This window comes from Algoriphagus persicinus, from assembly GCF_035156415.1.
In the GTDB taxonomy this organism is placed as follows: Bacteria; Bacteroidota; Bacteroidia; order Cytophagales; family Cyclobacteriaceae; genus Algoriphagus; species Algoriphagus persicinus.
In genome coordinates this window covers 86958-93369 of sequence record NZ_JAYEEY010000018.1, presented here as the reverse complement: position 1 = coordinate 93369, position 6412 = coordinate 86958, and the positions used below count along the sequence as shown (strand labels likewise).

Below are 6412 nucleotides of genomic sequence, written 5' to 3'. Positions count from 1 at the left end.
CCGCAATACCCTCCGCAAATTAATTTCTAAAGTTTTTCAGTGGCCTGAACCCCTCCTGCTTTATCCCCTTCTCTTCAGATGGGTGCGCAAAGGTAAAAGATCATTTTTGACTTCCAAAACCCCACACCAAAATTAATCCTTTCAATACTTTCCCGAAGGCTTTCCCCCCGTCCCCTCTCTCCGTTTCCGTCGTTTGGGAGTGCAAATATCTGCCTTTTTATTTTAGCGGCAAGAGCTAGCCCAAAGAAAACCGTGAAAAACTAGGAAGATTTTTGCAGTGCTTTAACTATCAGGACTTTTGTTTTTTGTAGAGTGGGACAGTACTGCAAGGCTCTCCGTACATTATGGACTTTGCACTGGATTGTATGAGCGAGATTATTTTGCCATAGGCAAATAACGGAATGGGGAAATCACTGCATCCCTTGACGACAACCGGCCTATCCGTGAATGACTCCAGATCCAATTTTTTCAAACAATCCTCAGCAATCATCACTTCAAGTTCTTTTAAGTCTCCAATTGCATAGCCCCGCGCAATAGATGTAAGATAGATGGCTACCAACATAAATGCCCAGTTAGGCACGATGGCATCTGCTGTGCAGGTGATCGCTACCCATTTATTTTTATACTGGCTCCAGTCAATTTCCTTAAGCGCAGCCCTGAAATCCTTCTCCCTCAGTATTAACTCTTGAAAAAGAAATGCTTTTATATCGAAAATCACGCGTTCTTCCCTAGAATAAATATCTTCTAGGTTAATCGTAATGATAGGACTACTCGCAACTCTATTTACTATTTCACTCATATCAACAACGGATTCTTTTTGGACTGAAGAGCTTTAAACTCTTTCAAATAATTTGGTACGAAATAAGCTAGATCGGCAAACTCTCCACTTTGAAACTTTTTATAAGCTAAAATTCCAACATAAGCAGCAGAGATTTTTAGATCTAGAAAACAGGCATTCGGATGTTTAATAACTTCTGAAACCTTATTTACTGCATCCCCAACAAAGTAAACTTTGCCTTTTTCCAGCAATTCTGAATATGAACTCTCCTCGATGATTTCTGAATCCAGCCTTTCCAAGGAATTTAACTCATAATCGAACACTTCCCGATAAACTTCCATCCTTCGCGCATCGAGCATAGCTATGATCACTCCTCTACTATCCATCTGGGATATTGCTCCGAATGATAATGCTTTCAAAGTACTGACCGCAATCAACGGTATATCGCCAGCAAATGCCAGACCTTTGCCAACTGAAACTCCAATTCTTAGTCCAGTATAGGATCCAGGGCCCTCAGAAACTGCAACTGCACTGATTTGCTCTACGGTCAGCCGGCACTCATTGAGAAGAGATTCTATCATCCCCATCAGTTTTTCAGAATGAGTGCCAGGGACATCTAGAGATTTCTCTCCCAAAAGAACCCCATTTTGATGAAGTGCAATAGAACAAACTGGCGTAGATGTCTCCAGAGAGAGAATGACTGCCATACTTCTTATTTTGATGAGGCCGTTAACAACATTTTCATTTTCACAGGTTCTTTCAAATACTCTTTTGCCAGCATCACAACTTCGTCTTCCTGCAACCCAGCCTGAATCATCCCTTCCTGGAAATAATACCTTGACACGATTTCCTGAGATAGGATTTCTTTTATCTCTTCCTTATAGGTCAGTAAATCTTGCTCCTTGCTATGATTTATCCTCTTTTCTAGAGAATCTATTTGCGCTTTGATCTCTACATAATATTCCACCTTCTCAGCATTCTTACGCATATCTTCCACGGATTTCTCCAAGTAGGTTGTGTAATCGTATTCTTTACCTTCCAACCAGCTAACAAACTGGCCATAATCTGCATTCGATATGGCGAACGTAGCAGGGCTAGTAATTTCAGAATGTTCATAGAAATATTTCGTAGCGTAATCAAACACATGATTTCTTGCAACTAAGCTATAAGAAATCGGTGCATAACTCTTTTGCCCCACCATTTCATCAGGTTCTATACCCGCACCATCCAATACAATTCTGCCATTTTTGGTATAGAACGCTTTTCTCAATGAATCCGGAACTGTCACCAGTTCACCATTTTCTCGACTCTGCAAATAATCGATAGCCTGAATACAGCGTCCACTGGGAATATAGTATTTGGCTGTAGTCACTTTCATTTGTGCATTATAGGTAAGTGGGACAGTAGTTTGAACCAAACCTTTTCCAAATGACTTCCTACCTATCAAAACCGCACGATCATAATCCTGTAGTGCACCAGCTACAATTTCTGAAGCTGAAGCACTATGCTCATTAAGCAGAACTACAATTGGAATATCCTTATCCACTGGAGTTTTATTCGTTTTATAGGTGTAATTCACATTTTCAAGCTTGCCTATAGTCTTTACTACTTCTCTTCCCTTTGGGATAAAAAGGTTCACAATCTCTACAGCTTCATTCACCAGCCCTCCAGGATTGTCTCTCACGTCCAGAACCAACCGATCAATTCCTTGGCTCTTCAAATCAACCAGCGCATTTCTAACCTCTGTGGCAGCATTGGTGGTAAACTCTGCAAGTTTGATGTAGCCTGTTTGCTCATCCAATTTGCCATAGTAAGGGACATTCTTAATGGCAATTTTCTTTCGGATCACGTCGAATTCCAGTGTATCCATATTTCTTTTCACCTGTAAATGAACAGGAGTATTAGCGGGTCCTTTGAGAAGAGTGGAAACATCTGAAGTTCCCATAGAGGTAACATCAGTGGAGTCTATTCTCAGAATATAATCAGCAATCTTTAGCCCTACAGTATGCGCAGGAAAACCAGTGTAGGGCATAATAACCATGCTTCCTTCGCCTCGATTGCCTATTAACGCACCAATTCCAGCATATTCTCCCGTGGTCATCAACCGGTAATCATCAGAATCTTCCTCTGGTATATAAGTAGTATATGGATCCAATTCTTCCAGCATCGCATTGATACCTATGGTTACCAATTCATCTGAATCAATATCATCCACGTAGTAGGAATCCAACTCTCTTATTAGTGTAGCGAAGATGTCAATATTCTTAGCTATGGCAAATAACTTGTCATTTTTAGCCTTGAATGCGAAAAATCCTGTGAGTACAACTGCTCCTAATACAAAGATCAGGAGGGATTTTTTCAATGATTTATTCATGATGTTTTTGGTTTTCGCTTACAAGGGTGGCCAGTTTCTTTAAAGCCAATATGATTTTAGTCTGAATTTGTGAGAATTCCATCAAGTCTGAACTTACATAAATTAAGCCAATAGACATATCTGGAGCAGAAGGTGGGATCAACTCTTTGTTAAGCCTGTAGGCTTCACGCATTCTCCTTTTCACAAAGTTACGTCCTACGGCCTTCTTGATTTTCTTCTTCGAAACGGAGAAAAGCACCTGAGAGGTTCCACTACTCTGTCCATTTTTAACAAAAAATTGGACTTTAAATGGGTACAAAAAAAAAGAGGAACCTTCGTTAAAAAGTTCCTTGATAAGTTTATCGGCATGAAGCCGCTCACTTTTTGGGAGTCTGTAATTCATCACAAGGACTATAATCGTATGTGAACATACGAAAATCAGTGCTAAGAATTACTTCTTCAATGTCTTTTCAGAAGAAACAGTCAATTTGTATCTTCCTTTTGCTCTTCTGGCTTTCAGTACTCTTCTGCCGTTAGCAGACGACATTCTTTCTTTAAAGCCGTGCTTATTTTTTCTTTTTCTACGAGAAGGTTGAAATGTTCTTTTCATGATCGAATATCTTTATCTAATTGCTTTCTAATTCTTTGTTCCTCGGGAATCACCCCCAAAAAGGACTGCAAAGATAAGTACCATTTCTTTAAATACAAACAAGGCAAAAAACATTTGTTTTGAAATCATTCAAATCAACAATGATAAACTATTCTATAGCATCCAGGAACCTAGTTTCCCAATACATACAAATCACACTTTGTGTGCCAGTAAAGCATCTATCACCAGTCAGGCTCCAACTTCCAGCTTGGAGGGCGGGTCGATATCAGTTGGCTAATTACGTTCAAAATATTCGAGATTTACAAGTATTATCTCCAAATGGCAACTCAGTATCGAAATCTAAACTCAGCAAAGATTTATGGGAATTCATTCCCGATCATGTAGGTGAATACCAGGTTTGCTATGAATATTATTGCGCGAAGATGGACGCAGGTTCTTGCTGGGTAGATGACCAGCAGATCTATCTAAACTTCGTCAACTGTTGCTTTGAGGTGGAAGGCAGGGCTGATGAAAAAATTAAAATAGAAGTGAGCTACCCTCAGCACTTCCAATCTTGCACTACACTGCCGAAAGAAAATAATGAATTAATTGCCTCCAACTTCCAACAACTCGCTGATAGTAGCTTTCTAGCTTCCTCGCGATTAACTCATGATTCATATGAGGTTGGTGAAGTGAATTTCCATTTATGGTTTCACGGGAATATTTACTTTGATTTAGCTGGGTTTAAGGAAAACATCAAACAGTTCACCGAGAAGCAAATCGAGGCTTTCGGAGAATTCCCGGAAGCCGAATATCATTTTATCTATCAACTCCTTCCCTATTCCCACTATCATGGAGTGGAGCATCAGCGGGGAACGGTTATTACTTTTGGGCCAGCTGAAAGCCTCAAAGAGCATGAACACATAAATGAACTCATGGGTGTAAGTTGCCACGAACTTTACCATGCCTGGAATGTATGCCAGATCAGGCCTAAGGAAATATTGCCCTATGACTTCTCAACAGAAGCTTACCACCAGGCTGGATGGATGGTAGAAGGTGTCACAACTTATATGGGAGATCTGTTCCTGTTAAAATCCGGATACTTCTCACTAAAGGAATATTGTGAAACTTTTGAAAAACTGTTGAATAGAGAATCTGCAAACTACGGCTGGCAAAATCAATCCATTCTGGAATCCAGCTTTGATCTTTGGATAGATGGCTATGTCGCTGGAATTCCAGATAAAAAAGTAAGTATTTACACGCATGGAGCTTTGATTGCTTTTTCGTTGGATGCTATGCTCTTAGATGAAAATTCTTCGCTTCATCAAGTGATGAAGATCCTCTGGAAACGATTCGGAAAACCAAAAATCGGCTATGAATTAGAAGAGGTATGGGAAGCGGTGCTTTCGCAGACTGATCATCCGATTTATTTCAATCAATTCTACGAAGATTATATCGCTGGGAAAGAGGATATTTTTCCGGTAGTTGAGAAGCATCTTGATTCTCTTGGTATAGATCTCTTGATCAAAGCTAGAGAAGATCATTTAGCTGCTGATTTTGGGATCATCCAACTTGCGGACGGTAAAATCACTAAGCTGCATCCAACGGGAGAAGCTTATGAAAAATTAATGGTGGGCGATGTAATCAAATCACAAGATCTTCAGACACANTCCAACTTGCGGACGGTAAAATCACTAAGCTGCATCCAACGGGAGAAGCTTATGAAAAATTAATGGTGGGCGATGTAATCAAATCACAAGATCTTCAGACACAAAGTCTAAACTTATCCATAAATCGATTTGGAAGAGATCTTGAAGTGGAGTTACAAAAAACCGACTCACTATTTTTCAAAGACTATGTCCTACTAGACAAAAAAAATAATTTCAAAAGAGAAGCTTGGATCAATAGCTAAAGCAAAATGGCTGTCTTTGCAGACAGCCATTTATTCATTTCTTGTGACAACTATTTAATTGAAGACAGAATCATCCAATACTTGATTGAAAACGATAGAAGTTACCTTCGCTTCCAATGGCATAGGTATCATACTATTTTTAATGATCATAGTCATTGGCATCATCAGTCCACCCACTTCTTTGTAATCTTTATAAGCGATTGTACCTACTGTTTCGGATTCCGTTTGAAGCTTCAAACCGGTTGCCACACTATAATATTCTGTAGTATTTGCCTCTCCGCCAGCTTCAAATGATAGCTTATACGCTTGCTCACCTTCTACCTCCTCAGTTCCATCATAGTTCACAGTCACACCCAATTCATCCAAATACAACTCACGGAAACCGTACATCTGACTTTTCATCGCAGTCAATTGGTCCTCAGTCAAGACTTGCTCCTGGCCCATTGCCATTACTTTTCCGGCACCGTCTTTCACAACAGTTTTTGAAACAACACTACCATTCATCTCAGTCACATTGAGCAACTTCTGATTTTCCTGATCGATCACGCTAGACATATCGAGTTTCATTCCCTGAATCTCTGCTTGCATTTTCATTTCAACATTGCGAACTGCCTTCATCTTAGCCTCTCCACCAGTTGCTTTGATATATGCATCAATCACTTCTTTTACAGAATTCTTAGTCTTTATTATGGATGAGACTTCTGCATTTGGCCCACTAGCCTGTGTAGCCAATGGTGCTGCCAATAGTCCTAGAGCTAATATTAAGATACTTATTTTCAT

At 39.8% G+C, this 6412-nt stretch carries 7 protein-coding genes; 1 reads left to right on the top strand and 6 read right to left on the bottom strand.

What is annotated here, in order from left to right; all coding sequences use genetic code 11:
• Positions 1 to 289 precede the first annotated feature (289 nt).
• From U3A58_RS14920 to rpmH, 5 genes are read right to left on the bottom strand one after another with little or no spacing between them, the layout of a single operon-like run.
• Positions 290 to 799 (bottom strand): DUF2480 family protein, encoded by a 510-nt coding sequence (locus U3A58_RS14920; protein WP_323824636.1) that lies wholly within the window; start codon positions 797 to 799, stop codon positions 290 to 292.
• The gene (tsaB, locus tag U3A58_RS14915; RefSeq protein WP_323824633.1) at positions 796 to 1485 is read right to left on the bottom strand and encodes a tRNA (adenosine(37)-N6)-threonylcarbamoyltransferase complex dimerization subunit type 1 TsaB; all 690 of its coding nucleotides are present in this window, start codon (positions 1483 to 1485) and stop codon (positions 796 to 798) included. The genes U3A58_RS14920 and tsaB overlap by 4 nt, the downstream gene beginning before the upstream one ends.
• A 5-nt stretch (positions 1486 to 1490) precedes the next feature.
• Positions 1491 to 3152, bottom strand: a complete 1662-nt coding sequence (locus tag U3A58_RS14910; protein WP_323824631.1) for a S41 family peptidase — start codon at positions 3150 to 3152, stop codon at positions 1491 to 1493.
• Positions 3145 to 3534 (bottom strand): ribonuclease P protein component, encoded by a 390-nt coding sequence (gene rnpA, locus U3A58_RS14905; protein WP_323824629.1) that lies wholly within the window; start codon positions 3532 to 3534, stop codon positions 3145 to 3147. Before rnpA ends, U3A58_RS14910 begins: the two co-directional genes overlap by 8 nt.
• A 48-nt stretch (positions 3535 to 3582) precedes the next feature.
• Positions 3583 to 3741 carry a 50S ribosomal protein L34 gene (rpmH, locus tag U3A58_RS14900; RefSeq protein WP_057938233.1) on the bottom strand — a complete coding sequence of 53 codons (159 nt, stop codon included), beginning with the start codon at positions 3739 to 3741 and terminating at the stop codon, positions 3583 to 3585.
• Between the two features lie 140 nt (positions 3742 to 3881).
• On the opposite strand from rpmH, the gene U3A58_RS14895 reads away from it, so the two are divergent.
• The gene (locus tag U3A58_RS14895) at positions 3882 to 5453 is read left to right on the top strand and encodes a M61 family metallopeptidase (RefSeq protein WP_323824627.1); all 1572 of its coding nucleotides are present in this window, start codon (positions 3882 to 3884) and stop codon (positions 5451 to 5453) included.
• Positions 5454 to 5686: 233 nt separating this feature from the next.
• On the opposite strand, the gene U3A58_RS14890 is transcribed toward U3A58_RS14895, so the two are convergent.
• On the bottom strand, positions 5687 to 6412 hold the full coding sequence (locus U3A58_RS14890) for a LolA-like protein (RefSeq protein ID WP_323824625.1): 726 nt from the start codon (positions 6410 to 6412) through the stop codon (positions 5687 to 5689).

Excerpts from the sequence above, each read along its gene's own strand:
- U3A58_RS14920 (WP_323824636.1), bottom strand. The coding sequence starts at position 799 with ATGAGTGAAATAGTAAATAGAGTTGCGAGTAGTCCTATCATTACGATT.
- tsaB (WP_323824633.1), bottom strand. The coding sequence starts at position 1,485 with ATGGCAGTCATTCTCTCTCTGGAGACATCTACGCCAGTTTGTTCTATT.
- U3A58_RS14910 (WP_323824631.1), bottom strand. The coding sequence starts at position 3,152 with ATGAATAAATCATTGAAAAAATCCCTCCTGATCTTTGTATTAGGAGCA.
- rnpA (WP_323824629.1), bottom strand. The coding sequence starts at position 3,534 with ATGAATTACAGACTCCCAAAAAGTGAGCGGCTTCATGCCGATAAACTT.
- rpmH (WP_057938233.1), bottom strand. The coding sequence starts at position 3,741 with ATGAAAAGAACATTTCAACCTTCTCGTAGAAAAAGAAAAAATAAGCAC.
- U3A58_RS14890 (WP_323824625.1), bottom strand. The coding sequence starts at position 6,412 with ATGAAAATAAGTATCTTAATATTAGCTCTAGGACTATTGGCAGCACCA.